The organism is Thermogemmatispora sp. (assembly GCF_019683635.1).
Lineage (GTDB): Bacteria > Chloroflexota > Ktedonobacteria > Ktedonobacterales > Ktedonobacteraceae > Thermogemmatispora.
Genome location: NZ_JADGIA010000060.1, coordinates 1 through 26,108 on the forward strand (window position 1 = coordinate 1; position 26,108 = coordinate 26,108).

Annotated in this window: 21 protein-coding genes; 12 read left to right on the forward strand and 9 right to left on the reverse strand. The window is 60.6% G+C overall.

The features are described 5' to 3' along the window. On the forward strand, window positions 1–3,333 hold a 3,333-nt coding region (locus tag IRZ31_RS08950; protein ID WP_297152589.1), incomplete at its 5' end, for a carboxypeptidase regulatory-like domain-containing protein. A 91-nt stretch (window positions 3,334–3,424) separates the two neighbouring features. Here the strand turns inward: IRZ31_RS08950 and dtd are convergent. From dtd to IRZ31_RS08985, 7 genes are all read right to left on the reverse strand, one after another. After that, the gene (dtd, locus tag IRZ31_RS08955; protein ID WP_297152591.1) at window positions 3,425–3,880 is read right to left on the reverse strand and encodes a D-aminoacyl-tRNA deacylase; all 456 of its coding nucleotides are present in this window, start codon (window positions 3,878–3,880) and stop codon (window positions 3,425–3,427) included. 49 nt (window positions 3,881–3,929) lie between these two features. Next, the gene (locus tag IRZ31_RS08960) at window positions 3,930–4,679 is read right to left on the reverse strand and encodes a family 16 glycoside hydrolase (protein WP_297152593.1); all 750 of its coding nucleotides are present in this window, start codon (window positions 4,677–4,679) and stop codon (window positions 3,930–3,932) included. 630 nt (window positions 4,680–5,309) lie between these two features. Further along, complete coding sequence (acpS, locus tag IRZ31_RS08965) at window positions 5,310–5,858, reverse strand: holo-ACP synthase (protein ID WP_297152595.1); 549 nt, start codon at window positions 5,856–5,858, stop codon at window positions 5,310–5,312. A gap of 76 nt (window positions 5,859–5,934) precedes the next feature. Beyond that, window positions 5,935–7,359 carry a UDP-glucose/GDP-mannose dehydrogenase family protein gene (locus tag IRZ31_RS08970; protein WP_297152597.1) on the reverse strand — a complete coding sequence of 475 codons (1,425 nt, stop codon included), beginning with the start codon at window positions 7,357–7,359 and terminating at the stop codon, window positions 5,935–5,937. Between the two features lie 60 nt (window positions 7,360–7,419). Next, complete coding sequence (locus IRZ31_RS08975) at window positions 7,420–8,073, reverse strand: MBL fold metallo-hydrolase (RefSeq protein WP_297152598.1); 654 nt, start codon at window positions 8,071–8,073, stop codon at window positions 7,420–7,422. Between the two features lie 348 nt (window positions 8,074–8,421). Continuing rightward, the gene (lgt, locus tag IRZ31_RS08980; protein ID WP_297152601.1) at window positions 8,422–9,513 is read right to left on the reverse strand and encodes a prolipoprotein diacylglyceryl transferase; all 1,092 of its coding nucleotides are present in this window, start codon (window positions 9,511–9,513) and stop codon (window positions 8,422–8,424) included. A 671-nt stretch (window positions 9,514–10,184) separates the two neighbouring features. Then, window positions 10,185–10,748 (reverse strand): hypothetical protein, encoded by a 564-nt coding sequence (locus tag IRZ31_RS08985; RefSeq protein WP_297152603.1) that lies wholly within the window; start codon window positions 10,746–10,748, stop codon window positions 10,185–10,187. Between the two features lie 252 nt (window positions 10,749–11,000). Between IRZ31_RS08985 and mazG the strand changes: the two genes are divergently transcribed. From mazG to IRZ31_RS09010, 5 genes are all read left to right on the forward strand, one after another. Continuing rightward, window positions 11,001–12,539, forward strand: a complete 1,539-nt coding sequence (mazG, locus tag IRZ31_RS08990; RefSeq protein WP_297152605.1) for a nucleoside triphosphate pyrophosphohydrolase — start codon at window positions 11,001–11,003, stop codon at window positions 12,537–12,539. A 23-nt stretch (window positions 12,540–12,562) separates the two neighbouring features. Further along, complete coding sequence (locus IRZ31_RS08995) at window positions 12,563–13,045, forward strand: hypothetical protein (RefSeq protein ID WP_297152606.1); 483 nt, start codon at window positions 12,563–12,565, stop codon at window positions 13,043–13,045. Window positions 13,046–13,061: 16 nt separating this feature from the next. Then, the gene (polX, locus tag IRZ31_RS09000; protein WP_297152608.1) at window positions 13,062–14,822 is read left to right on the forward strand and encodes a DNA polymerase/3'-5' exonuclease PolX; all 1,761 of its coding nucleotides are present in this window, start codon (window positions 13,062–13,064) and stop codon (window positions 14,820–14,822) included. A gap of 15 nt (window positions 14,823–14,837) precedes the next feature. Then, the gene (locus IRZ31_RS09005; RefSeq protein WP_297152610.1) at window positions 14,838–15,503 is read left to right on the forward strand and encodes a 50S ribosomal protein L25; all 666 of its coding nucleotides are present in this window, start codon (window positions 14,838–14,840) and stop codon (window positions 15,501–15,503) included. Between the two features lie 213 nt (window positions 15,504–15,716). Further along, window positions 15,717–16,946 (forward strand): glycosyltransferase, encoded by a 1,230-nt coding sequence (locus tag IRZ31_RS09010; protein WP_297152612.1) that lies wholly within the window; start codon window positions 15,717–15,719, stop codon window positions 16,944–16,946. On the opposite strand, the gene IRZ31_RS09015 is transcribed toward IRZ31_RS09010, so the two are convergent. Continuing rightward, window positions 16,943–17,209, reverse strand: coding sequence for a hypothetical protein (locus tag IRZ31_RS09015; protein WP_297152613.1), 267 nt, complete (start codon window positions 17,207–17,209; stop codon window positions 16,943–16,945). The genes IRZ31_RS09010 and IRZ31_RS09015 overlap by 4 nt on opposite strands. Before the next feature lie 426 nt (window positions 17,210–17,635). Here IRZ31_RS09015 and IRZ31_RS09020 point away from each other — a divergent pair, with 426 nt between their 5' ends. Next, window positions 17,636–17,980, forward strand: coding sequence for a hypothetical protein (locus IRZ31_RS09020; RefSeq protein WP_069804776.1), 345 nt, complete (start codon window positions 17,636–17,638; stop codon window positions 17,978–17,980). 173 nt (window positions 17,981–18,153) lie between these two features. On the opposite strand, the gene galU is transcribed toward IRZ31_RS09020, so the two are convergent. Continuing rightward, window positions 18,154–19,029, reverse strand: a complete 876-nt coding sequence (galU, locus tag IRZ31_RS09025) for a UTP--glucose-1-phosphate uridylyltransferase GalU (protein ID WP_151729456.1) — start codon at window positions 19,027–19,029, stop codon at window positions 18,154–18,156. A gap of 662 nt (window positions 19,030–19,691) precedes the next feature. Here galU and IRZ31_RS09030 point away from each other — a divergent pair. The 5 genes from IRZ31_RS09030 to IRZ31_RS09050 all read left to right on the forward strand — a co-directional run bounded on the left by IRZ31_RS09030 (window position 19,692) and on the right by IRZ31_RS09050 (window position 25,946). Next, window positions 19,692–20,141, forward strand: a complete 450-nt coding sequence (locus tag IRZ31_RS09030; RefSeq protein ID WP_297152620.1) for a YbjN domain-containing protein — start codon at window positions 19,692–19,694, stop codon at window positions 20,139–20,141. A 229-nt stretch (window positions 20,142–20,370) separates the two neighbouring features. Further along, complete coding sequence (locus IRZ31_RS09035; RefSeq protein WP_297152622.1) at window positions 20,371–22,710, forward strand: protein kinase; 2,340 nt, start codon at window positions 20,371–20,373, stop codon at window positions 22,708–22,710. A gap of 327 nt (window positions 22,711–23,037) precedes the next feature. Then, window positions 23,038–23,559: an EXLDI protein gene (locus IRZ31_RS09040; protein WP_297152624.1), complete on the forward strand. Its 522-nt coding sequence runs from the start codon at window positions 23,038–23,040 to the stop codon at window positions 23,557–23,559. 462 nt (window positions 23,560–24,021) lie between these two features. Next, complete coding sequence (locus IRZ31_RS09045) at window positions 24,022–25,086, forward strand: ATP-binding cassette domain-containing protein (RefSeq protein WP_297152626.1); 1,065 nt, start codon at window positions 24,022–24,024, stop codon at window positions 25,084–25,086. Further along, window positions 25,083–25,946 (forward strand): ABC transporter permease, encoded by an 864-nt coding sequence (locus IRZ31_RS09050; RefSeq protein ID WP_297152628.1) that lies wholly within the window; start codon window positions 25,083–25,085, stop codon window positions 25,944–25,946. The genes IRZ31_RS09045 and IRZ31_RS09050 overlap by 4 nt, the downstream gene beginning before the upstream one ends. Window positions 25,947–26,108 lie beyond the last annotated feature (162 nt).

Consider the following 26,108-nt stretch of genomic DNA (forward strand, 5'->3'; position numbering starts at 1 on the left):
CGCCGGACTGATCCCGATGCGCAAGTACCCACCCAGCAAGGGCCAGTGACCCCGCCCCCGGAGGTTCCGCCCGATTTCTTGCTCTCCCAGCTGATGCCGCCAGCCAGCGGTAACGAGGTCGTGGGCGACCCGGCCCTGGAGATGAGCGAGGCAGCGGAGTTTATCAGCGAGAGCGATCCTGACGCGCTCAAACTACCCCGCCCTTCACGGCTGACCCCGTTAGTTGAGCCTGATCTCTCTTCCCTTGAGATCCAGCGTCAGAATACCCCCCTTGTGAGGCCGCAGTCGGGCCACAGTCAGATCTCACCCCTTGCCGGGGGAGGCCCGACTGCCCGCAATGAGCCTGGTGCTTTGGATGACCTGCAGCAGCGTCTGCCCGATCTCTGGCCCTGGATTCAGGATGCCGATGAGGATGAGGGAGATGCTATCTGGCTGCAGCGTACCGATCCTCTCCTCTCGCGCCGTCTTCCCACCAGCGCCGAGGCAGCGGCAATCGAGGCTGAAGATGCCAGACGCGCTCAAGCGGCAGCCTGGGCGACCAATCCTTTGCCGGCGCAGCCCTGGAGCCAGCCACGAGGCCGCCTGCTCTCCTGGCTAGCGCTCTATCCCAGGCGTCTGCGACTGCTCTTCCTCGCTTTGTTGATCGTGGCCCTGTTGGCGCTGATTGGCGACAGTCTGCTGGTGCTCCTGGTGCTCACGCGCCAGCAGCCGCCAGCGACGACGGCTGCCGGTCCGCCGCGCCTGACGCTGACGCCGAATGTGATCGAGATTGGCCAGCGTGTCAGGCTGGCCTTAGAGCGCTTCTCTCCTTCTACCCAGGTGCTGCTCAGTCGCGATCTACAGGAGCCGGTGCCGGTAGGCCGCAATGGCTCCTCGCTCGTGCAGGTCAGTGCCTCTGGAAGCCTCGTGCTCACCGTTCAGATTGATGCCAGCTGGGGGCCGGGCCTGCATTTGCTCGAAGCTGAGGATGTGACGACACGCTATACAGCCAGCGCCACACTACAGGTGGCGGGCCAGGGGCTGACCAGCCCTCCCCATCTGGTCATCGATAGCACCGGCCCCCTGCTCATGGGCGAGGATTACCAGGGAGCCAATACTATTATGCCCCTGACGCTGCGCAACACTGGCGGGGGCATCATTAATTGGCAGGGCAGTAGCAATCAGCCCTGGTTGCTCCTTTCGCCCTCGCAGGGCCTCTTTAGCGGTAGCCAGACCGTCTGGGTGGCCGTTCAGCGCGCCCATCTGAAACCTGGCGAGTATAGCGGCCTCCTGACCTTTACCTCCGATGTAGGAGGCCGGCAAAGCGTACAGGTCAAGATGGTGGTACGCCCGCTGCCGGCGAATCCCGGGCCTGTTCTGCAGGTCACACCGGCGGCGCTCTCCTTTATTGCCACCGATGGGGGGGCAACCCCGGCGCCCCAGACACTGACGATCAGTAATCCTGGCAACAAGCCATTAGCCTGGCAGCTTAATAGCAGCACATCGTTGACAGCGCCTGATCAGACGCCCTATGCGCATGCCCTCGGACCCCTTGCCGACTGGCTCTCGATCAGCCAGCGCAGTAGCACAGTCGACCCTGGCGGCGCCCAAAGCGTGACCGTGGCCGTCCAGAGCCGCAGCCTGTTGCCGGGTGTCTATACTGCCCTGCTGAGCTTCGCCTCGCCGCAGAGCGTCATCGATGCCCCGCAGAGCGTGGTTGTGTCATTGACTGTGCTCCCGCGTTGCGGCATCATGGTCAACGCCTCCAGCTTGAGCTTTATGACGGTGGCCGGGCGCAGCAACCCGCCGAATCAGGCCGTCACTCTCAGCGAGCGCGCCGGCTGCCTGGATGATCTGACCTGGCAGGCCAGCAGTGATGCCTCCTGGGTGAGTGTAACGCCGAATAGCGGCGAGCTGCATGGCGCGGGCAGCAGCGTAATCGCCATTGGGGTCAATGCTCTGGGACTGCGCCCAGGACGCTATACAAGCCTGATCACCTTTACCGCCGGGCACGGATCGCAGACCCTGCCTGTACTTCTGGTCGTGCAACCAGCGCCTTCGCCCCGGCAGCCGGTGATGAGTATCACACCGCTCAGCCTCAACTTCAGCGCTGTCCAGGGGCAGGGCACGCCGCCGCAGACGGTCGTGATCACCAATACCGGCGGTAGTACCCTCTACTGGCAGACGCAGGCCACAGCTCTCACCAGCGACTGGCTCACGGTTAGCCCGGCAAGCGGCAGCCTGGCCCCCGGCAGCAGTAGTCAGATCCTTGTTGGGGTTAACACCAGGGGCCTGACTGCGGGTACCTACAGCGGCCAGATTCTCCTCTTGGGCCGGGGGAGCGATGGCGCTGGGGCCGCTGGTACGCCGCAGGCGCTGCAGATTACGCTGCAGGTTCTGCCGCCCTGTACTCTCGACCAGCCGTCGATGCACTCTGTGGCCTTCAGCACCATTGCAGGAGGAGGAGATCCTGGTCCTCAGACGGTTACTCTGGAGGTCTCTGGAACCTGCAGCTGGCCCCTGAGTTGGAGCACGAGCCTGACCAGCGCCGCTTCCTGGCTGAGGCTGAGCGACTCCAGCACCAGCCTGGTCAATGGTCAGACGGCCAGTATCAGCCTGACTGTTAGCAGTGCGGGCCTGGCTGTCGGAAGCTACAGCACCCAGGTCATCGTCAAGGTGCTTGACAATAGCGGTGCTCCTATTGCGGGCAGCCCGCAGCTCTTCAATGTAGCGCTGACCGTGCTGCCTCCCTGCATCTTCCAGGTAGGCACCTCTAGCCTCTTCTTCAGCGCTGTTCAGGGCCAGGGGCCTCCACCCGCCCAGGCCATTACCTTCAGCAGTAGTGGCACCTGCCGCTATCCCATCGCGGTCTCCGCCTCGCCGGGCACAGGTAGCACCTGGCTGACGGTCAGCAGCGGCAGCGATAATGGCGGCGGTGGCAGCCTGCAGGTCGCGGTCAATCCCACGGGTCTGGCCCCCGGTGTCTACAACAGCCAGCTCACCATCATGGCCAGCAGCAGCGGCGGTATTCAGAATAACGTGCAGGTTGTACCCGTGCGTCTCACCGTCACTGGCTACACCATCAGCGGCAGCGTCCAGGCCTGCGCCGATAGCAGCTGTAGCAGCGCCGTGCCGCTGGCGGGGGCCAGTGTAACGCTCTATGCTGGCGCAGCACAGATTGCCAGCACTACCTGCGATAGCATGGGCAACTACCGCTTTGACAATGTACCACTGGGCAGCTATACCCTGACAGCCACTGGTGGCGATAGCCAGGGCAAACAATACAGCGGTTCAGCGGCGGTGAACGTCTCTGGCAATCAGACAGTGATTATCAACGCCTTGCCAAACAGCTGAGCACGCAGGAGCGAGCCGCCTCGCAGCGCCAGCCTGGCGGCTTCTTTCCCTGTTCTGGAGGCGGCCCTGGCTTCAGGCGCCGGCGGGGCGGCTAGCGGCGTGGCAGATCAGCGCTGTCTAACCAGATCGTGACCGGGCCATCGTTAGCCAGCTCGACCAACATGTGGGCACCAAAGACCCCGCTGCTAACGCGCACGCCATAGCTGCGCACAAGCTCCTGAAAAGAGCGAATCAGCGGCTCGGCCTGTGCTGGAGGGGCCGCCTCTGTAAAGCTCGGGCGCCTTCCCTTGCGAGCATCCGCATAGAGCGTAAACTGGGAAACAACCAGCATCTGCCCGCCGCATTCCAGCAATGAGCGGTTCATCTTGCCGGCCTCATCCTCAAAGATCCGCAAGTGGACAATCTTCTCAACCAGAGTTTTGGCCTCAGCCTCACCATCTCCTTGGGCCACTCCTAACAAGACCAGCAGGCCCGGCCCAATTTCCGCTACTACTTCATTCGCTACCCGAACCCGGGCGTAGCTGACACGTTGCAGCAGTGCTCTCATAAGCCTCCTGAAGGTTTCCTTCTCTCTACCTTGCGCCGCTTTTTTCATCTTAAGGGATTTGGGAGGGGGCTGGATAAACCGCCACACTGGTGATAGCCGCCGTGGCCGCGGGCGACGAGGTGCCGTTGCTCACAAAGAGCGCGATCATGCCGCTGGTATAAGAGTTATCGGTCACGCTCGCAATCAGGTGGCCGTTTACTCCCAAAACAATGTGATTGCCCTTAATAATCACTGTCACCTCGTTCTGCTGCCCCAGTGGCTTAATAGCCTTATTTGCAAAGATCCCCGACAGGATACGTACCTGGGTATTGCCGTCGAGGCCAGTCACCTCCTTGGAGATCGCGTAAGTGGCGTCGCCGAAGATGTCGACGCGATAATCGTTGGCCAGCTGATCATCGCCGCGCATGTAAATGCCCATGCTGTCGTTGCTATCGCCGCTCTCCAAGGTCATATCTACCGTAATCTGGAAATCGCTGAATGCCTGTTGCACGGGCAGAGGAGCCACCAGAATGCGATGATTGCGGTCGGTCATCGTCAGAGCATGGTTGGCAATCGTCTTACTGAAGCCGGGGCCACCGGTGGTATCCCAGCCCTTGCTATTGTTGGCAAAACTATCGCTGAACAGCGGTGTGACTGCGGGGTGTGCCTGTATCAGCACGTCGGGGGAAGGGCTGGGACTGGCACTAGTCGCCACATGGTTGCGACTGGTTGCAGGCTGGCTGTATAGGCTGAGGATGAGAATCAGCACGCTGCCAACCAGCACCAGCGCGAGTATGCTACCGATAACCAGCACAAGCACAGGGAGCCGCTGCCCGGGCGAAGCTGGCTGTCTGGTCGGCGGGGCCGCAGCAGTCCAGGGAGGTGGCGAAGGAAGGAAAGGGCCTGTCCTTTCACCAACGTTGCTGGAGGACGTTGGCCGGGAAGGGAGCGAGGGCGACGGTGCTGCTGACCAGGCGCTGGCGGGCTGGTCAGGCTGCTGGCCTGGCTGGTCAGAGACAGCTGTGGGAGCCCCGCTGCTCTCTGACCTGGGAGAGAGGGGCGAAGCTGTTGATAAAGGAGCAGAAGCTACATACGTGCCACAGTTGCTGCAGAAAAGCTCGTAAGGCCCGAGGTGCCTGCCGCAGATGGGGCAGAGACGATCAGGGTTAGCAGTCTCCATGAGGGACAAGCCTTTCTAGCCCGCTGGGGCTGCAAGCAAGGAGCAAGAGAACATCACGACAGACAGACAGCACCTTCTTCCACCATCGCAGCAGCTAGCCCTGCCAGCCGACTTTCTCCCGGTTGCGGCACCGGACCATCTGGCTAGCGGGCGATTGCGGTAGCCGCATGACGAACGAGTAGCAAAGAGCCGGGCCAGCCAGCCACTCAGGTCTGGACAGGCGAGCGAAGCCGGGCAGGGCCTCTAGCCTGGCGGTGGCGGATCAGACCCTCAACGGTTCTGGCGAGAATTCTCTCCCTGACCGGTTGTTTGGACTGCGACGGCCACGGCGATCGCGAAGCCCTGCAAATCGGCAATACTGACGTCAAGGGCGCTGAGGCCCAGCTCCTCAGCTCGCCGGCGAGCGCGACCGTACAGGCGCACCGATGGGCGTCCACTGCGCAACTGAACAATTTCCATCTCCCGCCAGGCCACGCCACGCAGGCCCGTACCCAGGGCCTTACTGATCGCCTCCTTAGCGGCGAAGCGTCCCGCCAGACGGGCAGGTTTTGGCTCTGGCAGAGGCGATACGCCGCTGAGCGCGCGCCGGCCACGGCACTGCAGCACCTCTGCCTCTGTAAAGACACGTTGCAGGAAGCGCTCGCCATAGCGGGCATAGGCATGGGCCACGCGCGCCACCTCAATGATATCGATACCCACAGCCACATTGACCCCTTGGGTTGGCAGGAGAGGAGCCGGGAGTGCGCCCAGGCCCCCCGGACCAAAGAGCCAGGCGGGTGGCGGCGTATCTGGTCGACTCACCAGGGGCGTGAACAGCAACGGAGGAGTCTCCGCCCCATCCACAGGCGCGTCAGAATCAGAAGAGGTGGAAGGCAAACCTCTCCCGGCCTCATCGTCAGCGATACTCATCGCCCTCACCAATCAAGGTCTGCTCGCGGGTTAGGGCTGGCGGCGGCGTTGTACTATCGCTGGCCGGCAAGACCGTCGCAGCTGGCCCTGTGCCCCGTCCAATGCCACGGTAGGTGAAGCCCAGGCTCACCATCTCGCGCGGTTCGTAAATATTGCGCCCATCGATCAGCACGGGACGGCGCATCAAATTGCGAATCTGGACCATATCAAGCGACTTAAACTCATTCCAATCGGTGACAATAATGATGGCATCGGCCTGCTCGGCCACCTCATAGGCGTTGGAGCAGAAGGTTACCAGATCGAGTCGGATGCCTTCGCGCTCCATTGCCTGGCGCGCTGTCTCGCGGGCGACCGGGTCATAGGCGCGGACCAGTGCTCCCTGACCGGTGACCCAACGGATAATGTCCAGAGAGGGGGCCTCGCGCATATCATCGGTATTGGCCTTGAAAGCCAGGCCCAGAATACCAATGGTAGCATTACGCAGCGAGCCTAGAATCGAAACCAGCTTATCCACCACCAGACGCCGCTGGTCCTGATTGATCTCCATCACCGCATGCAGCAGCTGCGGATGCAGGCCAGCCTCATCGGCCATGTGGGCCAGGGCGCGTACATCCTTGGGGAAGCAGGAGCCGCCGTAGCCGAGGCCGGCATCGAGAAAGGCGCGTCCGATCCGTTTATCGTAGCCCATTCCGACAGCCACCTCTTTCACATCGGCCCCCAGACGCTCGCAGATCTGGGCGATCTCATTAATGAAGGAGATCTTCGTCGCCAGGAAGGCGTTAGAAGCGTACTTAATCATTTCCGCCGTGTAGATATCGGTCATGATGATGGGGGCGCGCAGCGGCAGATAGAGAGCAGCCACACGGTGGGCGGCCTCCATATCGGACGAGCCGAGTACGACACGATCAGGATTCAAGAAATCCTGGATCGCTGCCCCTTCGCGCAGAAACTCGGGGTTCGAGACCACTGCGAAAGAAACATCGGGGCGCGCCAGATGAGTGCGAATGATGCGCGTCACCACGTCGCCGCTGCCGACGGGCACGGTACTCTTATTGATAATGATGGCGTAATGGTCCAGCTCCTCAGCGATCATGCGCGCCGCCATCTCGACGTAGCGCATATCGGCGCTGCCCTGAGTGCTGCCGGTAGGAGTATTGACCGCAATGAAAATAAACTCGCTGTCAGCGAGGCCCTCACGGTAGCTGGTTGTGAAATGGAGGCGTCCAGCGCGGACGTTGCGCGCAATCATTTCCGCCAGGCCCGGCTCATAAATCGGAACCTCGCCGCGCTGAAGCCGGGCGATTTTCTCCTCGACGATATCCACGCAGGTGACATCATTCCCCATATCGGCGAAACAGGTGCCGGTTACCAGCCCGACATAGCCCGTGCCGATGACGCAGATCTTCGACATTGCTCTTTCCTGCTCCTCTACACGTCTCTTCTTCTTCTTGCTGCTGCTGGCTGGCTCTGCTCAGGCCAGGCTCACGAAGGGATTTTCATATTTTTCTTCGCCGATGGTTGTGGGCGCGCCGTGCCCGGGAAAGACGACCAGGTCATCCTCTAAGGTATAGAGCTTCTCGCGAATCGAGCGCACCAGCTGCTCATAATTGCCGCCGGGCAGGTCAGTGCGTCCAATGCCGCGTTGAAAGAGCGTATCGCCACTGAAGACGCAGTAGGGACGGCTCACCAGACATACGCCGCCGGGCGTATGTCCGGGCGTATGCCGTACCTCCAGTGACAGCGTCCCAAAAGTGATCACCTGCCCATCCTGGAGCAAGATATCGGGCTTGCGCCGCACCAGGGGCGGCTCGCGCCCAGCGGCTCGGGCTGCGCTGGCGTCGGTATAGTAAGGAAGATCGGCGGGATGAATCGCCAGCGGCACGGGATAGACGGCGCTGACTGCATCGATAGCGCAGATGTGGTCGAAATGGCCATGTGTATTGATGATATAGCGAGGGACCAGCGCCAGCTCTTCAATGCGTTTCAGAATGCGCTCCGGCTCATCGCCAGGATCGATGATCACCGCCTCACGGGTCTGCGGGCAGGCATAGAGATAGCAATTCTCTTCGAGGAATCCGACGACAACCGTTGCAACCAGTGGCCTGGCGTCAGCTCGTTCACTCATAGTAGGGAGGCTCCCACGTCCAGCAAAGAACTTCGCTTCGTTCCCACCACAGTGCGGGGAAAGATTTGCTTTATTATAGCACATTGCCCGGCCTGGGGCGGCTGCGGCTGCCTGGCCTGGCTGAGACAAAGCCCCAGAAGAGCGCAGAATCTCCCTCTCCTGAGCGCACCTGGCGCCTGCTGCAGCTTCCTGCAGGTACCAGAGACCGCTTTGGATCACCGTCCTGCCGGCTGCGCCGTCCTGATCAGTAGTACTATCGGGCAATGGCAGGCGGGCAGACAGGCAGACAGACAGGGTAGATAGAGCCTTCCTCTGCTGAGTGGGAGGTGAGCGTACTCAGGACGGTTTCTACAAGCCCTCTACAGGAGGATCATGGCGACTGGCAGCCGGCTCCTCATCTACCCGTCGCTCAGCGTTGGCGGGCGGTGTAGAGGCGGGAGCTGCCTGCTCCTGTTCCTGCACCGCAGATGTCCCCTCCGGGGCGCTCGCTACAGCCACGGTGGCCTGGCTCCCTGGACGCGGTGGCATACCGTAGAATGCCGCTGTCTCCCCGGGCGGCACCGGGCGCGCATAGCGCGAGCGCAGTACCAGGTAGGTCACGGGCAGCAGCAGGATCAGCACCACCAGCGAGGTCCACTGCGCCTGCTTCAGACCCCAGTTCAGACCCAGAAAGCTGACCACGACATTGGCACGCCAGAAGAAGACAACAAACTGCGTAATAGCATAGCCATAGAGATAGGTGAGTGTCAGCACACCAGGGCGGCGCAGGCGACGTGACAGGAGGTAGAGCACTGCCAGCAGCACGAGGTTGCAGAGCATCTCATAAGCCGCGGCGGGCTGCACCGGTACATTGCAATACCCCTGCAGGCAGGCGAAGCTGGCGGGATGCAGGTAGACTGTCGACCAGGGTAAAGTACTGGGGTAGCCGATAATATCGCCATTGATCAGATTGCCGATGCGACCGAAAATCTGGCCGATCGAGGCGAAGAGCACCCCGCTATCGAGGGCTACGAAGGGGTTGATCCCCTCGACGCGCGCGCGCCAAAAGAGCACTGGCACCACCAGGAAGATCGCCCCGTAGAAGGCCATCCCGCCTTCCCAGGTCGCCAGAATGCGCCAGGGCTGGAGCAAATAGTCCTGGACCAGATCCGGCTGCTGAAGCACAAAGTACAATCGGCCACCGATTAAGCCGGCGATGATACACCACCAGAGCAGACGATAGACGATCTCCTCGTTGAGGCCCTTGCGCCGGATGTAGCCCTGGATGCCCCAGAGAGCCACCACAATGGCCACCACATACATCAGGCCATACCAGTGGAGCGCCAGCGGGCCAAGGTGCACAATGACCGGATCGATATTGATATAGATATAGGGCGGACCGATGCGCAGCCAGCCCCAATTGATCAGATCGGCCACGACCGTGGGCCAGATACTTCCCATTGCCCTTCCTTCTCCTTGCGCTCGCAAGAAACTGCCACTGCTCACCCTCCTGACCTGACTGACGCCTGGTTGGCGCGCCTGAACCAGCCGCCATAGTAGGGGTAGAGTAGGCTGGCCCTGCGCGAGGCAACTGAGGCCGCGCCGGGAGAGCGGAATCGGGCAGATCCCTGCTAGCCAGGTTAATTGGTTGGTCCACTACCTTCTTGCCCTATGATAACGGCAATCTTTCCCAGTCGCAAGAGGATTATGAGTGAGCACCCAATAGGAGGCACAATAGTGAAAGAATGACAATACGAAAATAAGGATAAGAAGACGAAAATAGATCGAGAGAGATAGCGAGGGAAGGCAGATAGGTGCTCTTCTCAGGGCAGGCAAGGGGGTGGCGAGGCCCATCAAGCTGGCTCACCGCTCTTGCTGCTCGCCGTGAAGAGCACCCGAGGTCCCTTCAAGCCAACAAAGAAAGCGTGCGAACCGAAAAAATAATGAAGAAGAGCGAAGCAGAATCAGGCGCTGATCGGCGTGCGGCACCGACTGGCAGGCAAGACGGCGAGAGCCGATGCACAGAATCCACCCCCGAGCGCGTCGCAGGCGGATCGTGCCGCACCGCGGATCAATCTGCTGGCTCCAGGGCGGTGGAGCTGGGCCTCGCCATCGCTCACGCCTTGGCTCGCTTACGAGTGGGAGGGGGCAGCCGCCGAGCGCGACTGCTGGGCAACCTGCTGAGGCTCAGCCTCGACGCGCAGAAGGGCTTTGAGGGCCTCCTCCGAAACCACTTTGCCCTGTTGGCCATCGAAGATCAGATCATCGCGCGAGCAATAATACAGGTGGCGCCAATTCTCCAGGGCTCGGTCCCAGGCGGGGTAGCGCAGCGTCGCCTCCGCATCGCTTTTTACCACGCGTTGGAAAGCAATAAAGGAAACGACCAGAGCCGCGACGATGATGAGCAACGTAATAATCACCTGGGCAACCAGGCCCGGACCGCCCACGCCGGAGACGCTCTCTCCGAGCACCACAAAGATAAAGAAGATGGCCAGCCCAACCAGGACTACGGCAGGCCCCACCAGATTAATCATGCGGGTCTGCCGACCAGGCATTGGGGGTGGCGCCAACCGGCTGATGCCGCTGCGGTAAGCCTCCAGCGAGGTCTTGACCTGATCTTCCTTATGGCAGCGTGGGCAGAGCGGTTTTGCGGCCTGTCTCTGTCCCTGCTGCTGCCGGGATTGATCGGACGCCATTGTGAGTCTATAACCTCCTCATTGTTGGATAGCGCTCGATTCTCTGAAGAGCTAGCCTGAATAGTACTACAGAAAAGCATAACATTTTCCAGTCCTCGGCGACAATCCCTGCTGTGGAGCAACAGGCAAACAAGCTAGCCGGCCCGGCTCAGCCCGGCTCCGGGGTCTCTTGCTCCCCCTTTGACAGCGCTTCTATCAAGCGCTACACTGTTCCAAGAACAGCGAAAGCGCCGCAGAGAGGATAGAAAGAGTATGTCGGAGCCGCAGATTACGATCCTGGGATTGGGACCAGGACCGTGGGAGCTGCTAACGCGCGAAGCCTACGAGGTGCTGGCTGAGGCAGTGGAGCGCGGGCAGCCGATCTACTTCCGCACCCTGATTCATCCCATTGTAGAACCCTTGCGCCAGGCTTTTCCTGGTCTGGCGTTGCAATCGTTTGACGCACTCTATGATGCTGCCCAGGACTGGGAGACCCTCTATCAGCGTATGGCGGAGACCATCTGTGCGGCTGCCGCCGCTGGAGGAGGCCCTGTAGTCTACGCCGTGCCAGGTCACCCTCTGGTTGGAGACACCAGCGTGCAGCTGCTGCTCCGTCTGGCCAGGGAGCGCGGGCTGGGGCTGCGCCTCGTCGCTGGCCTCTCCTTCATCGAGCCGGTCTGCACGGCTCTGGGGCTAGATCCGCTAGAGGCTGGTCTCCAGATCATCGATGCCGTTTCCCTGGCAGCCTTACCTGGAGACGAAGTAGCCGGCAAAATCGTACCAACCACGCCCCTGCTGGTGCCTCATCTCTATAACCGTCGCCTGTCCAGTGCCGTTAAACTGGCCCTTGGCGAATGCTATCCCGACGAATGGCAGGTAACGCTGGTTCGCCTCAGCGATCAGGCTCAGGAGGCGGCCCGCCTGCAGCGCCTGGCTCTCTACGAGCTGGATCGTCAGCCGCTGGCGGACCACCTGACGACGCTCTACGTACCGCCGGTAGAAGCCCTGACAGCCCTGCGCCATCCTGACACCCTTCGCTACATTACTAAACGCCTGCGGCGCGATCCCGATGGCTGTCCCTGGGATCGCCAGCAGACCCATCAGACGCTCGTCCCTTTTGTCCTTGAAGAAACGTACGAAGTAGTGGAGGCTCTGGAGGAGAACGACATGGCTAAGCTTGCCGAAGAACTGGGCGATCTCCTCCTCCAGGTCTATCTGCATGCTGAGATTGCCCGTCAAGAGGGGCACTTTGCCCTTGGTGACGTCTTCGAGCAGATCAACGCCAAGCTCATCCGTCGCCATCCCCATGTCTTTGGGGACGTCAAAGTGAGCAGCGCGGGGCAGGTTGTCCAGAACTGGGAGGCCATCAAGCGAGCCGAGCGCCAGGCGGCGGGCCTGCCGGTCCACGAAGAAAGCGTCCTTGATCGCGTGCCGCTGGCCTCGCCGGCCCTCACTGTGGCCCAGGAATATCAGAGGCGAGCCGCCAAGGTGGGCTTCACCTATGCCGATATGAACGGCGTGCTTGATAAATTGACTGAAGAGCTGCGCGAGCTGGCTCAGGCTCCCAATGACGAAGAGCGTCGCGAAGAAATGGGGGATCTGCTCTTTATGGTTGCGCGAGCTGCCAGCGAGCTTAACATCGATGCTGAGGCTGCCCTGCGGCAGGCCAATCGCAAATTCCGCCGCCGTTTCCGCCGTATGGAAGAACTCGCGCGCAGCGAAGGGCGACCCCTAGAGGAGCGCAGCCGAGAGGAGCTGCGCGCCCTCTGGCGCCGCGCCAAAGAGCAGGTTGACGCTGTGCCCGAGGCGTGAGACGATGCAGTGCCACCGGCATCATGAGACAGGAATTACTCGCCTGGTTTGCCCAAGAAGGGCTACTGTTACAAAATATTACAACTGGCTCAGAAGATCCTGAGCACGACGAAGTCAAAGTCATCGTGCGCGCGCCCATTGTCGCCCTGGGGCGTGGGCGCGAGGACTTTCGCGAGTGCCCTGATCCGGTCGCCTTTGGCTATCCAGAGTCATGTCTGGAACTCATGACATTGGACGATTTTCACTGGTTTATTCTGCGCTGGTTCGAGGGGGCCGTTGCTGCCGGGCGCGCGCGCTGTTTCGTCTGTAACGAAGTGCTGGATAACACATCGGGCCATCCCTGGGATGCCGTTTTCGTCAGTGCCGATTGGCACTGCTGGCTGGTGGTCCACTTCGACTGTAAGCGCTATCTAGGGCGCGACCTCAAGGGGCGCAACCCCTTCGAAGTCGAATTACGCGAGCCGGAAATGTTCGACCTCCGCCTGACGGAGAGCGAAGGTCAGTAGAGGGGAGGCAGCGCCGATGGATAAGAATCAAGTGGCTCAGGCCCTGGAAGAAGTTGCCGCCTTACTGCAACTCAAGAAAGATGCCAGCCCGTTTGAGGTGCGGGCCTACGAGAACGCCGCGCGCACCATCAGCGCGCTGGATGACGACATTGAGCGGCTGGTCAAAGAGGGACGGCTCAAAGGCATTCCTGGCCTTGGACCGACCATTACGCGGCGCATCGAGGAGCTGGTGACCACCGGGCGCCTCTCCTTCTTAGAGGAGCTGCGCGCGGCCACGCCGTCCATCAAGCTAGAGCTGCTGCGTATTCAAGGTCTTGGCCCACGGCGCATCAACGCCATTGTGGACCAGCTCCACATCGCCAGTCTCGAAGATCTGGAACGGGCCTGCAAAGAAGATCGCGTTGCCGCCCTGCCCGGCTTTGGCAAGAAGACACAGGAGAAAATCTTGCAGGGGCTGGCCTTTCTGGCCGAGCACGGTCACCGCTACCTCTACCCCGTTGCGGAGGCTGAAGGGCTGCGCATGCGCGATGCGCTGGCCTCCCTGCCCGAAATTGTGCGCGTCCAGGTAGCGGGTAGTCTGCGTCGGCGGCGCGAGACCGTCAAAGACATCGATATTGTGGCCAGCGTTGCCGACAACGCTGACAGCGCCACTCGTCAGCGCGTCATGAACTTCTTCACCGGTCAGCCGGGCGTCCGGCAGATCATCAGCAAAGGTGAAACACGCTCCAGCATCATTCTAGCGAGCGGCATCCAGATGGACCTGCGCCTCGTGACCGATCGCCAGTTCCCCTATGCCCTTCATCACTTCACCGGGGCCAAAGAGCACCATATTCCCCTGCGGCGGCGAGCCCTGAGCATGAACATGACCATCAACGAGTATGGTCTCTTCCGGGGAAAAGAGCCTGATCTGGAGCTGATACCCTGTAAAGACGAGGTTGAGTTTTACGCTGCCCTGGGTCTGGCTTATATCGAGCCTGAGCTACGCGAAGACATGGGCGAGATCGAGGCTGCGGAGCGTGGTGAGCTGCCAACCCTGGTCGAAGAGCGTGACCTGCGTGGGGTCCTGCACGTCCATTCTACCTGGAGCGATGGAAAAAATACTATTCGTGAGCTGGCCGAGGCGTGCTGTGAGCGTGGCCTCAGCTATCTGGGCATTACCGATCACAGCCAGAGCGTCGGCTACGCCAACGGCCTCAGCGTTGAGAACCTGCAGCGCCAGTGGGAAGAGATCGACCGTCTCAATGCCGAGTTCGCTGGTCGCCTCGTCATCTTAAAGGGGACCGAGTGCGACATTCTCAAAGATGGCTCGCTCGACTATCCCGATGAGGTCCTGGCGCGCTTCGACTTTGTCATAGCCTCCATTCACAGCCATTTTACGCTCTCTCCGCAGGAGCAGACTGAGCGTATGCTGCGCGCCATCGCCAACCCATATGTCACCATCATCGGGCATCCGACAGGGCGCCTCTTGCTTGAACGCCCGGGCTATACTCTGGATATAGAGGCGGTGATCGAGGCCGCGGCGCGGCATGGCGTCTTTATTGAGATCAACGCCAGCCCGCAGCGTCTTGATCTCGACTGGCGCTATGTGCGCAAGGCGCGCGATCGAGGCATTCTGATCCCGATCGATCCCGATGCTCACTCCATTGCGGGCCTCGCTGACATGCACTATGGCGTCGGCATTGCCCGCAAGGGCTGGCTCTCCGCCGCCGACGTGCTTAACACGCGCCCGGTGGCCGAGCTGCAAGCCCTCTTACAGCGCAGGAAAGCATCACGCTAAAGGAGGTATCCTGCTATGGCACCAATGGCAGAACTGGAGGTTCAGCGCCGCCAGGTCCTGGGTAAAGCGACCCGGCGGCTGCGCCGCCAGGGGATCATCCCCGCCAATATCTTCGGCCACAAGGAACCCTCTCTGGCCATCCAGCTGGAGGCCGCGGCTTTCGAGCGCTTCCGCCGCCAGCATAAGGCCGCCAGCCTGGTCACCCTGCGTATTCCGGGAGACTCATTGACGGAGACGGCCCTGGTGCACAGCATTCAGCGCCATCCCTGCACCGGCAAGATTCTCCATGTGGATTTCTACCGCGTGAGTCAGGAGGAGGAGGTTGAGGTGAAGGTGCCACTGCATCTGGTCGGTGACTCGCCGGCGGTGAAGGAGAGCGGCGGCACGTTGCTGCGCCTCCTCGATGCGCTTGAAGTGGCCTGCCGCGCCACGGAGATCCCCGAAACGATCGAGGTCGACGTCTCGCCGCTTGTTGAGGTAGACCAGATTCTCCATGCCGGCGAGATTAAGCTGCCGCCCAATGTGCGCCTCCTGACCGATCCGCACGAGCCGGTGGTGAAAGTGGAGCTGCCCACCATCGAGGCCGAAGAGGCCGGAGAGGCCGCTCCCGTGGCTCAACCTGCTCCTACTGCTGCGCCTGCCCAGTCGCAAACTGGCGAGAGCGCTGCAAAGGAAGGCTAAGCTGTGTGCTTGTAGCGCAGGCAGGGGTAAGGCTCACTCCACTCGGGAGCACCTGTACTCCTGCCTGCCTGCTTGCTTGCCTGCCCAGGGAGGCAGATAGCACAGGTGCTGGCCGCGAGGTGACAGCTCTCTGCCACAGCATCGACGCCAACCGGTCGCTATCTACTTTGCCTGGCTGCCCGGGAAGACTACGCCAAGAAGCGAGCGATAGACATGCGTATTATGATTGTGACTGACCAGTATCCGCCGATGGTAGGGGGCGTGCCTGTCGTCACCCACGATCTGGCCGTCGGTCTGGCTGCCCGGGGCCATCAGGTCTGGGTGGTCGCTCCTTGTCAGGGTGCGCGCGACGTCCACCGTATCGAAGAAGGAGTACATGTCTATCGCTTTACATCCTTCGAATGGCCTACGTATCGCGACATGCGCATTCCTTTCCTGCCGATCCTGCCTATTCGGCGCCTGCTGAAGCAAGGCAATCCTGACATTATCCATATCCACTCGCCGATCGTCTTAGGGAACATCGCTCAGCTCCTGGCCGGAGGGCTGCGCAAACCGGTCATTGCCACTAACCACTATCTGCCGATCAACATTAGCCGCACCCTGGCCAGTGATCAGCGCTTCAGCAGGCATTTCGATACGCTCAGCTATAGCTATCTGATCCACTTTTACAACCGCTGTGAGTATGTGACAACCCCGACCCATACGGCTCTGCGCCTCCTCTATGAGCATGGGCTGCGCGCCCCAGCGGGGGTCATCTCCAATGGGGTTGATCTCAAGAAATTCAGGCCGGGGCCAGCCGATGAGGAGGTGCGTCAGCGCTATCAGCTGCCCGCTGATCGCCCGCTGGTGTTGCACGTCAATCGACTCAGCGAGGAGAAGCGGGTCAATGTCCTATTGGAGGCCGTGGCCCAACTGAGGAGCCAGGCTTACATCGTGCTGGCGGGAACCGGACCGGCGGAGGCTGAGCTGCGAGCGCAGGCCACACGTCTGCAGATTGAGGAGCGTGTTGCTTTCCTTGGATTTGTGGCCGATCGCGATCTCCTGGCGATTCGTCGCATGGCCGATCTCTTTGTCATCCCATCGGAGGCGGACCTGCAGAGCCTGGCCACGATGGAGGCGATGGCCTGCGGCTTGCCAGTCGTGGCGGCCAATGCCTATGCCCTTCCCGAGCTGGTGCATCACGGCGAGAATGGCCTGCTATTTGAGCCGGGGAATAGCATGGAATTGGCGCAGTCCATCGACTATCTACTGGAGCGTCCCGAGCTGCGCAGGCAGATGGGAAACAAGAGCCTGGAGATCATTGCACAACACGACCGTGAGCGCGTCCTTGATCAGTGGGAAGCGCTCTATCAACGTCTGGCTTCAGAGTTTGCGCTAGCGCGTCAGCTGCGGGAGCAGGCTCGTCGAGCCTTGCGTCTCAGACGTCCACCGCTACCTTCCTAGCGCAGCTGATGATCGCTCCCGTCCCCACGGCGCTCCCGTTGCGCTCGCCGCAGATCAATCCAGGAGCGGTGGAATAGGCGAGCCAGGCTGCGCTCGATGTCCCAGCGGAGCTGAGTCGCCTGGTAGCGCAGCCAGCCAACAATAAGCTCCTGCCAGCTCGGGCGAGAGAGAGGGGACGGCACACGGCATCGCTCATCTACGCGGACAAAGACCGGAGCCAGTATCAACGATCGCGGGCGCTTCTCGAACCTTCGCTCTTCCATGCGGTCTCTAGCTCCTTGGCGTGTCCCTCCAGCAAGCACACGGCAAAATGGACAAGACCAAAGCACTGCGATGTTTATGGGTAGGTACCAGGTAGACTGATAACCAGAAAAAGAGACTCTGAGGAAGAGTATAGTGCCTGGAAAAGGATTTGTCCAGGGACCGGCAGGCGCTATGAACACCTTGGGTCAGCCGGGCTGAATGAAGCCGCCGAGGCCGACGCTAAGGCGGCCAGGCTGACAGCAGGCCAGGATCATCAGGAATGGGTACGAAGAGCAGAGGGGGGCCATGCCGGCCCGGTACCGGAATGACTAAGGATGCCCGTTTCATTGACAAGAATGGGGGATTTCAGTATACTCTTCGCCACAGGCGAGGAGCCTGTATATTTTGTTTTGGCTCGGGAGCTTGCCCGAGCAAAGGGAATGGTGATGGCTACCAGAGAAGAGGAGAAGCCGGCGCCGATGTCAACGGTCGAGGCCGGTCGTAAAGGGGGGAGCGTTGTCCGCGACAAATATGGTGGGGAGTATTATCGCCAGATAGGCAAGAAGGGGGGTACAGCTCTCAAAGAGAAGCGTGGGAGTGAGTACTACCGCCAGATTGCCCAGAAAGGTGGCCAGGCCAACGTCACGAAGTATGGTCCAGCCCACTTTTCTGAGATGGGGAAGAAGGGTGGCAATGCAACCAAGGCGCGACAAGACCCTGACTTTTACAGCCGGATCGGTAAGTTGGGAGGGGCAGCCAGGCGTCGGAAGAAAGCGGAGGCACAGGAATAATTTATCTCATTATAAAGCTGCTCTTCTGGCACAAGGCAGCGATGTGATCAACAAGGGAGCCGGGGAGAGGAGAGAGGCGAACACAGCGTTGGATGGCCTGTGTTGCTCTTCCTCATTCCCGGCTCTCTCTGCCTGGCTGACGGGACGACCGTTGCGAGCGAGGCGAGGCGAGGCTAGCCCTCCGCTTCCTGAAGGGCCTGACGCAGAAAGGCTCGCAGATCAGGCGCCAGGTCGGGGCGCTTGAGCGCATAGGTGATCGTCGTGGTCAGCAGACCCAGACGCGTACCAGTATCATAGTAGGTACCAGTGAAACGCAAACCGTAGCAGCGCCCCTCACGTGCCTGGTGCTCAAGAGCATCGGTCACCTGAATTTCTCCACCGGAGCCAGGCGGTGTCTCTTCCAGCAGCGGAAAGATATCGGGAGTCAACAGATAACGCCCCATAACAGCCAGATTGGAGGGCGCTTGCTCCCGTGGCGGTTTCTCCACCAGGTGGGTGATCCGCAATGCTTGCTCCCCTAGCTCCTCCACAGCAGCAATGCCGTAGCTAGGAATCAGTTCATCTGGCACCGGGGCAAGCGCGACCACCGAGCCGCCGTAGCGCTCATGGATCGCCATCAGTTGAGGTAAACAGGGCGTTTCCTCAGCGACCAGCACATCGCCCAGCATGACCACAAACGGCTCATCGCCTACCAGGGTCCGTGCACAGAGAATGGCATGCCCGAGTCCCAGTGGCTCGGGCTGACGCACGGCGCTGTAATGCGCCATCTGCTGTACACGCCGCAGCTCCTCCAATTCCTGCAACTTGCCACGCTGCTCCAGCAGCTGCTCCAGCTCGGGAAAGGCATCGAAATGATCCTCAATGCTGCGCTTGCTCCTGCTGGTGACGAAAATGATCTCCTCGATGCCGCAGGCCACGGCCTCTTCGACGATATATTGCAAGGTTGGCTTATCAACCAGCGGCAACATCTCTTTTGGGATAACTTTCGTTGCGGGCAGGATGCGCGTGCCCAGCCCCGCCACTGGCAATACGGCTTTGCGAATACGCATTAACCCTCCTTGATTCTTGGCAAGAAAGCGCTCCGGTCTACCTGCTCCTGGCGTCCAGCCCTATTGTAGCGACCGGGCGGTTTGATGGTCAATCTCAGCCTGGTGGCCTCCACGGCGGGCCTTGCCATAGGTTAGATGAAACACGGATAGCCGGGCTACCCTGTGAAGTAAACCAGGGTCGAGGTCAGGTCGGGTATCCCTGGCCCACTTAGCCGTGTGCTCAAGGGCACAGGTAAAAAGCTGAGCGGGCCGGCCTGGCTCTCTCTGGTTGACTATTGCTATCATAGCATATTCTAGCGACGCTGAGGCGATCGTCAGTATGAAAGACGCTCCTGGCGCACAACTCCGCGAGCCGGCAGACAGAGCTAGGGCTGGAGAAAGACGGTCCAGCCCCCCTCTGCAAGTGGGGCAGCAAAAAGATGCCCTAGAAGTCGAGAGGTGTGGCGTTTCTAAATGCAGAGCGCCCGTGCTGCGTCTGCTTCCGCGCTCACTCTCTACCGCGCTCACCGCGCGGTCCTCTCCAGTTGCCTTGAAGCAGCGGCGGCCTAACGGGTGTCTCTTTCTTACTCGCCAGGCTAGTTAGTGGCTGCCTCGGTTCAGTCAGTAAACCAGGAAGATTTCGTCTTTGCTTCTATGTGCCTGTAACGGGAGGAGTGGTGCAAATGTCTGACGTTAAGCCATTTTCACATGCTATGATCGAAACTTGTCTTCGCGATCAGAAATTACGCTTCCTCCGTGATGAGGACAACGATATCGTCGTCCAGTTTCGTTACGACCCCGACTGTGCCTGTGAGTTAACCTTCTATCTCATGGCTCAGGGGGAGAAGCAGGAAATCTACACTCTGCTCTGCCGCTCCAGCCGGCGTTTAGGCCCGGAGGAATGGGAGCGCGCCCTGGTACTGTGCAATACCTGGAATCGCGAGCGACGCTGGCCTAAGAGCTATCTGCGCAGCTTCGGAAACAATGGTGCAGCCTACGGGGAACTCTGCCTGGAGGAGCATATCGACCTGGAAGCTGGCATCCATCAGGAACTTCTTACCAGCTTCACCATGACCTTCTTGGCGTCAAGCTTCGGTTTCTGGCGCTGGCTCCATCAGGAGCAGCATTTCTAAGACGACCTTCTTCTCTTCTTCCCCCTGACCTGAATAGGGGACAGAACGGATCGCTCATCACTGATCTTCTGGTCCCCTATTCCCCCGGGAGCAATATCCCAGCTGTTTCTTCTTGCTGCAAGAATATGCTATAGTTAAGCATAGCTGACATAGTACATTTTTGTAGTGTATGTCCATATATATTTGCAATAGCAGAAGAAATACTGGGCTGGAGAAAGCGGGGAAGGTAATGCTACGTGAGGGTACACAGCTAGCTCAGGGTCGCTATCGTCTAGTACGCTCACTAGGAAGCGGAAGCCTGGGCGAGGTCTACCTGGCCGATGATCTACATATGCGGCGCCGGGTAGCCATCAAAATCATCACCGCCGAAGCCACGACCTGCGTTGAAGCCAGCGCCGCCTCGCAGGCGAGACGATATATCGAGCGTGAACTGAAAGCCATTGCCCGGCTAGATCATCCTCACATTCTGGACCTGTACGACTACGGTGAGGAGCCTTGGCAGCGCCTGCTGCTACTCTACATGGTCATGCCCTATCGGCCCGAAGGCTCGCTGGCGGGCTGGCTACGCCTGCGCTCGCAGTTCGGGCCGTTAAGTCCGCAGGAGATCTGTGATCTCATCAGTCAGGCCGCCGATGCGCTGCAGCATGCTCATGACCATCAGATCATTCATCGCAATGTCAAGCCCTCCAACCTGCTGATACAGCTCCATCCGAGGCAACCGCGGCGTCTGCATCTCCTGCTGAGCGACTTCAGCATTGCTCGTATCGCGGAGGCCAGCCTGACCACTGGTCAGATTATCCGCGGGACACCGATCTACATGGCGCCCGAGCAATGGGAAGGCCAGCCGACCTGCGCCACCGACCAGTACGCCCTGGCAATCATGGCCTACGAGATGCTTGTCGGTCAGCCTCCCTTTCAAGGTGGGCCGGGGCCGCTGATGTTCCAGCATCTGCAAAAGGCGCCGCCGCCGCCCAGCAGCCAGAATCCGGCTCTGTCTCCGGCCATCGATCATGTGCTGCTGCAGGCTCTCGCCAAACGTCCCGAGGAGCGTTTCGGTTCAGTGGCCGCTTTTGCCAAAGCGCTGGAGCAGGCCGTGACCGGCAATGCCCTGCTGTCAGACTCTGAACAAGCGCAGATCGAATCTGGCTGGCCGGGAGAGGATGGACTGATCGAGGTGCGACTGGCCATTAGCCGGAGCGAAGCGCGGCACGGAACGCGCCGGCGTTTGAACGTGGCGGGTGAAGAAGTCGAGGTTGAGATCGGGCCGGGCGTAGTCGATGGGCAGACGCTGCGGGTCGCCGGCTGGCGCCGTCACGGGGCAGACCTGTCGATGTCGGCTGAGGAAGCCCTGCCAGACCTCTTGCTCAAGCTTGATGTGGTGCCCGACGAGCTGCTGACCAGCGCGGCGGGAGGCAGCGGCTCTGGTGCGGCGGCTATGCCCGTCACAGTAGCGGCGAGCACTCCACTGTCGTCCAGCTCCTTCGAGGTGCCGCAGCTGCCTTTTCCCCCGCCCTCACCGCTGCTCCAGGGCGAGCCTTGGATGGACTGGCCAGGCCGAAGCGAGCCGGGACGGGGAACGGCCCTGAGCGGGACCTTCCCCGCGATGACTTCCCCAGCTCCGACGCCGGCTTTCAGTGCCACGCAGCCTCATCCTCTACCAGGCCGCTCGGGGGCAACGGGTGAGTACCGGGCCACCTTTGAAGCCCTACCAATGCCTGCAGCATCGAGTCCAATGGCGGCGCCTCCTCCAAGGAGCCAGAGCACGACCGAACTGCGCCGGCTGGCCCGCCCGCCGCGACGCAGCGCCGCTCAGATTGTGACCGTGCTCCTGGTCCTGGTTTTGCTCTTTGCCAGCAGCGGCCTTCTGGCCTACTTCCTAATCATTGGTCAGCCAGCTGCCCCACGAGGAGGAGGCCAGAATGAGAGGCCCGCGCAGAGTATGGCCACAGTCAGGTCGGCGCAAGGACCCGGCGAAGAGAGCCAGACCGAGGCGCGGGTCAGCGCGGCGCCGACGAGCGCTCTGCAAGAGGCCACCGCCACGGCGCACGCTCAACAAGAGGCCACCGCTACCGTCCAGGCACAGCAACGTGCTCAGGCTCAGGCTACTGCTGCCGCTCAAGCCCAGGCTCGGGCTCAGCTCGCTGCTACCGCCACAGCCCAGGCTGCTCAGCCACTGCTGTTGGCCGATAAAACCAGCCTGCAAGCCCACCCCGGCGCCAGCAGCAGCGACTGTGTCTACACCCTGCCAGCGGTTGATAACAGCGGCTACCCGGGCTGGTCCTGCAACCTGACCCTGAGCAGCCGGGGCGCAGCTCAGCAAAACTTGCCCTGGTCCACGAGCATCGCCGGCCCCGGCGGCAATAGCAACCTCTGGCCGGTCCCTGCAGGCGAAGGTGGCCGCAGCGATATCTATCTGCTCCCGGCAAGCGGGCAGATCCGCCCCCAGGGAATACAGCAGGTGCGCGTCATCGTGCGCGATTTCTCTCAGGGAACAGGTTGCCCCAGCAGCTACCTCCTGCGCTTCAGCGGACCGGCGAACTACGTTGATGTGCTCTGGGGCTGCTCCTAGCTGGCTGCGCAGCCAGACCGGACCACTGGTATCCGCCTGATCCGGTCTGGCTTTGACTTGGCGCCGTGGCAGGCCGCCACTCCACTGCCACGGCGAAGCGCTCTAGTGCTGCAATAGCTGCGCCTTTTTCTCTCCCTTGACAATATACGTATACATATGTTACTCTAGCCTATACGCTACATATACGTAGAAATATACGGATAGCCTGCCTCGCCGAAACCAGGCAGCGAGGGAGAGGCGGGACTGTGTGACAAGGCTCAGGCTGAGCGCTCTTCGCTCCTGGCTGAAGAGGAAAGCGCAGCGAAGCGTGTACAGGAGGTACCGACTTTGCCAAATCGCACCATCTATGTAGCAGACGCTGATCTGCCAATCTTTGAGAAGGCTCAGCAGCTGGCAGGCGGCAATCTTTCGGCTACTATTGCGGCGGCCCTCCGCCGTTTTGTGGAGCGAGAGGAGGCACGCCGCGCAGGTTTTGAGGAAGTGACGGTCAGGGTAGGCAAGATAGCCCGCGTCTATAAACGCTTTTGGGGGCGCTTGCTGGCTCGTGGCCTCTCACGCCAGCCAGAGAGAGGCCGTGAAATGAGCTACCGCATCTATCAGACGCCCAAAGGCAAGTTTGCTGTCTATCTCCGGGAGGGACCGGATTGGAGCGACTGGCGGTATCGGCCACAACAGACCTGGCTGCGCCGTGAGTGGGCCTGCTGGCCCCAGGACTACGACTATCGGCTGGAGATCTACGACTCTCTGGAGGAGCTGCGCGCTCATCTGCCAGTGGAACTCTATGAGGCGGTCTGTCAGGTCATGAAAGCCAACCAGGAGGAAGAGGGTGTGGAGTTTCTGGATATCTAGCAGGCAAAATGGCTGGCAGAAGTGCACCTCTCCGCTGTCCTGGCATTCCTGACCAGAAGATATTGATTTTTTTATGGCCATGTGATAAAATCGCAAAGGAAATGGCATAAATAGCTACCTTTGTGGTGAATTATGCTGAGCCATGACGCACCGCAGAGACAGTAAGCGCAGCCAGCAGCATGCTGGTCGCGCTTGCTTCCTCACGGAGGCAGCCCGTGAGCATGAGGGCCGCGCTGTAAGGATCGCTGGCGAGCCGTCAGAACCAGGGAGAGAGCAGTCAGGAGTAGGCCCTGCTTCTGATCGGCAACGGTGTGAATAACCAGATGCTATGGATGGGAATGGGGCGGTATCCAAGGTAAGCACGCCAGCTTGAGCGGAAGGTCCCACTGTTGCCGGGCTGCGCCTGCCTGCAGGTCTATCGCAGCTGCTGAAGCTGTAGAAAGTGAGCAAAGAGAGTAGAAGATGACTCAAACAGACCTGGAGAGAAGAAAATCGATGCAGACAGAGACGACGGAAGAGCTGGCCATTGAGGTGCGCGATCTGGTCAAGCGTTATCCACGGAGCAAGGTCAACGCCGTTGATGGCATTTCCTTCAGCGTGCGACGTGGCGAGATCTTCGGTCTACTTGGCCCCAATGGGGCGGGTAAGACCACGACAATCGGCATCCTCACAACCAGCGTCCTGCCCACCAGTGGCACGGTGCGGATCATGGGGATTGATGTGGTAGGCGATCCTATTGGGGTCAAGCAGCATATCTCGGTGGTGCCCCAGCGCAGCAATCTCGATCAGAGCCTGCGGGCTCGCGAGATTCTGACCTTCCACGCCGCCTATCATGGTGTGCCACGCGCCGAGCGCGAGGCGCGGGCCGAGGCCCTGCTCAAAGAGCTCGGCCTGGAGGGGCGTGGCCGCGAAAGGATCAGACGCTACTCGGGCGGTATGGCGCAGCGATTGATGCTGGCCCGCGCCCTGATGCACTCACCCGATGTGCTCTTCCTCGATGAGCCGACGAACAGCCTTGATCCGCAGTCTCGGCTCTTCTTGTGGGACCGTATTCGCGCTATGCACGAGCGTGGCGTGACGATTCTCCTGACGACGCACGATATGGAGGAGGCCGAGCAGCTCTGCGAGCGCATTGCCATTATGGATCATGGCCATATCCTGGTGCTTGATACTCCCGATAATCTGAAGAAGCTGGTGCCTGGCGGGACGCGCCTGGAGCTGCGCCTGCGTCTTCCTCAGAAGGTTGAAGCCTCCAGAGGAGACGGGGCCGTCTCATCCGATGACCTGCGCGCTCTGCTAGAGCAGTTACCGGGGCACCCGCGCGTCGAAGAGTTGTCCGCCGATGATGGGCAGGAGAATCATGGCACACGCTCCTTCCGTCTCTATGGCGAGGAAGCGGGTGAGCTGGCGGTTGAGGCCATGCGCATTGTGAGCGCCAGCGGCGCTGAGCTGCGCGATCTCCATGTGGCTCGCCCAAGTCTCGAAGATGTCTTCATTTTCCTGACAGGAAGGAATCTCCGTTCATGAGCGTTGAAACATCGATAGATGCAATCTTTCTTGAAAAAGGAGCGCGAGAGAGACGACCTCGCAACCGGCTGGCGATGATCCTGATGGCCTTCCTTGCCATTTTACGCCGCGACCTGGTGGTGACGGGACGGGAGTTCATCCCCTTCCTGATTCAGGTGCTGCTTCAGCCTCTCTTCTTTCTCTTCATCTTTGGCAAGGTGCTACCTTCGATTGGCGCCGCCCAGCAGAGCTATGCCTCGCTGCTGCTGCCTGGCATCGTCGGTCTCACAGTGGTCACGACGGCCCTGCAGGGTGTGACCCTGCCCTTGGTCCTTGATCTGGGCTTTGGACGTGAGATTGATGATCGCCTCTTGGCACCCCTGCCAATCAGTCTGGTGGCGCTCGAAAAGGTCCTTTTTGCGGCCCTGCGCGGGCTGATCGCCGGTGCCATCATCTTCCCCTTAGCCTATGGGGTACTGGGGAGCAATTATAGTGTGCGCACCGATGCCATCGGGGTCATCATCGGCCTTATGGTACTGACGGCTCTGGCTGGGGCTACCCTTGGACTGACCATCGGCACGCTGGTGAAGCCTGAGCAGATCGGCCTGATGTTCGCTCTGATCTTTACGCCGCTCATCTTCACTGGCTGCACCTACTATCCCTGGAGTCAGCTCGATGGGATTCGCTGGTTCCAGGTGATCACTCTCTTCAATCCTTTGACTTATGCCTGTGAAGGACTGCGCTATGCAATGGTGCCTCCAGTCCACGGCTATACCTTGCCGACGCTGGGCATCGGCTGGGTGTTGCTGGGCTTGGGCGTGACCTTCGTCGTCTTTCTCGGACTGGGCATCTATACCTTCCGCCGCGCGGTGGTTAGCTAAGCAGCTGGCAATGGCCATCCGCGGGTGCGGCTTCGCCAGTCAGCAAGCGGGTGGTATGCAGCTTTTCTATAACGGCCTGCCTCCTGGAGCTGTCTGGGCTACGTGCCCAGGTTCATCTGGAGACGGGCCGTTGTTCTACGCACTGCCTGTAAAGCTGGGGGT